Here is a 2,677-nt window from a genome sequence, read left to right as displayed (position 1 = left end):
GTAATACTATTGCTTGATGATGGGGGTAATGTAAAAAGAGTGTCTCCTGAGCAAATAGGTGAAGGTGCAACAAATGTTGGCGTTATTTTTGGATTTACAGTTATGGTTAGTGGTGCTGTAGTTGCACATTGTCCAGCAGTTGGCGTAAAAGTATAAGTATCAGTTTTAGTATTATCAAAAACAGGCAACCAAGTTCCCGTAATACTATTGTTTGAAGACAGGGGTAATGTAAAAAGAGTGTCTCCAAAGCAAATAGATGAAGGTGCAGCAAATGTTGGAGTTTCATTCACTTTAATAGTCACATCTATTGCAACACGAGGACTTTCGCAAGTTCCGATAGATTGGCTAACATAATATTTTATTGTTCCAAGTGCTGTAGTTGAAGGAATAGGAGCCGTTGAAGTAGCAGTGCCTCCTGTAGCATTAATTCCATACCAATTTAAAGTAGCTGTTGTTGCTGGAGTAGCTGTTAATGATGGAGCAACACTATTTTGACAATAACTTACTGGATTAACTCCTGGTGTTGGTACTCCACCACTTGAATTGATACTAACCAAAACCGGTTTAATTATTGAACAACTTCCTAGCGTACTTTTTATATAATAGGTTCCGCTTGTAGTAATGGAGCTTGGATTGGATAAAGTATTAGTTGCCAGAGCATCAGTCCAATAGGTTAATGTGGTGCCTGTAGTACTTCCTGCTGTTATGGCAGGTTGCATAATATCAACTGGTGTTCCAGAACAAACAGGTGCAGGGTCTATAATGTTTAACGTAAGAGTTGAATTAACAGTAATTGTTAGTGATTTTGTAAGCGGACAAACTACTGATTCTACCAATGAAATGTCATCTATGGCAAAATCATTTCCGCCTCCAGATATTTCTCGGTCATAAATAACAATGGATGCAAATGAATTTGTTCCGGAATTCCATTTGTAGGTATGTTTTTCCCAATTACAAGGTGTCGACGAGGCAGACACAGGCGCTCCCAATGAAACACCATTAATATAAATCTCAATTTTAGCAGGAGTACCCGTGGTTACAGATTGTAAATAATAACTAAAATCGTAATCTGTACCCGGAACAACAGAAACACCGTTTTGAACCCAAAATTTATCGTTACCACCGTTTTGGTCAGAACCATCAGCTACCATCATGTTTCCTGTCCCAGTTGTTTTATCGGGACAAGTAGAAAAGGGACCAAACCAAGATTTAGGATTAGTTACAATAGCGTATGCTTTTTTTATACCACCTGGATTTGGATTAACATTAGTTATATAATCGGATGTAAAATCAGTATTTCCTAACTCAAAATCACCATTGTTAATTAAATTAGTTGCAGACGTGGTTTTTCCTGTACTTGCCGTATAGGTTGTTGTTTGTGTAGGACTTACTGTAATACTTGCACTATTGGGTGTTGTTAGGGAAGTGTCTACAGGATTTGCAGTCCAAGTGTATCCTGTAGTAGTGCCACTAACACTAAGAGTAGTTGGGGTCCCCGGGCATACAGTAGGTAAAGTTGCGCTTACTACTAATGGGTTTGGAGCAGTAAGAACAATTCCTGTAATAGGCGGTAAAGTGGCTCCCGCGAAATCAGTTATAGTAACAGTATAAGTTCCTTCTAATAAGTTAGTAAATTTCCCAGTGCTATTTGTTGCTGATGCAGAACCAGTTAAGGCATAATTATAAGGAATGCTACCTCCGCTTGCTGTTGCAGTTATAGTACCATCGTTAACACTTGGACAAGAAGGATTTGTAGAAGAATTACTTACAAATGTAAAGGGTAATGCTCCAGCTTTTATTTCAAAATCATCAACTGCAAAATCATTGCCAATAGCACTGGTGCTACTAGTAAACAATCGAATAAGCACATTAGCAGCATTTGCTGTAAAAGAAAAGGACACTTTTTGCCAACCTGAAGCGGGTAAGGGAACCTGTGTGCTTAAATTTGATGGGTTATAATTTGAAGCATTAACAAAAAAAGCATTAATGGTGGTTTGAGTCGCACTATTAGTTACATCATTTGATATAGATTTTACCCAAAAACTGAAAGTGTATGTTGTACCAATAGTAAATCCTGCAAGAGTTCCGCCTGTACTTGTAGCTGTCCAAAAAAATTGATTGCTAGAGGTTGCTCCATCAATAACCAACATTCTTCCGCTTCCATTGGTGTGATCACCTCCAGAAATGTAAGTAGAATTCATAAGATTCGGATTGGTGGTCCAGGCATATCTTCCAGGAGTACTAGTGCCGTTTACGGGATTAATTAAGGAGTAATTAGATACTAAGAATCCATTTCCGCTACCTCCACTTTCAAAATCCCCATTAGTAAGAAGATTTTGTCCATTTGTATTGGTAAACGAAAGTAGTGTCGTTATAATCAGTAATAGTATCGATTTAAATCCAGTTAGCATTTTTTTTGTTTTTTATAAATTACTTCACAATCAAAAATTCCGATCTTCTATTTTGTGCATGTTGCTCATCGGTGCACGTGTCTTTGCAGTCTACTTTAGGTTCGGTTTTTCCATAACCTTTTCCAGTGATTCTTTTGGCGTCAATTCCTTTAGAAATTACATATTGTACTGTAGCTTTTGCTCTTCTGTCTGATAAGGATAGGTTGTAGGCATCACTTCCTCTATAATCGGTGTGCGATTTAGCCAATATGATTAACTTTTTGTTG

General features: G+C 37.6%; 2 protein-coding genes. Both read right to left on the bottom strand.

Annotated features, from left to right (window positions below):
• A partial coding sequence (locus F6464_RS14265; RefSeq protein WP_151108618.1) for an Ig-like domain-containing protein occupies positions 1-2,411 on the bottom strand: 2,411 nt, incomplete at its 3' end.
• Positions 2,412-2,430: 19 nt separating this feature from the next.
• A partial coding sequence (locus tag F6464_RS14260) for an OmpA family protein (protein WP_151107143.1) occupies positions 2,431-2,677 on the bottom strand: 247 nt, incomplete at its 5' end.

The sequence above is a fragment of the Flavobacterium luteum genome, from assembly GCF_008806775.1.
Classification (GTDB): Bacteria; Bacteroidota; Bacteroidia; order Flavobacteriales; family Flavobacteriaceae; genus Flavobacterium; species Flavobacterium luteum.
The sequence above is the reverse complement of the archived record's forward strand: the minus strand, read 5'-3'. Positions and strand labels throughout refer to the sequence as shown.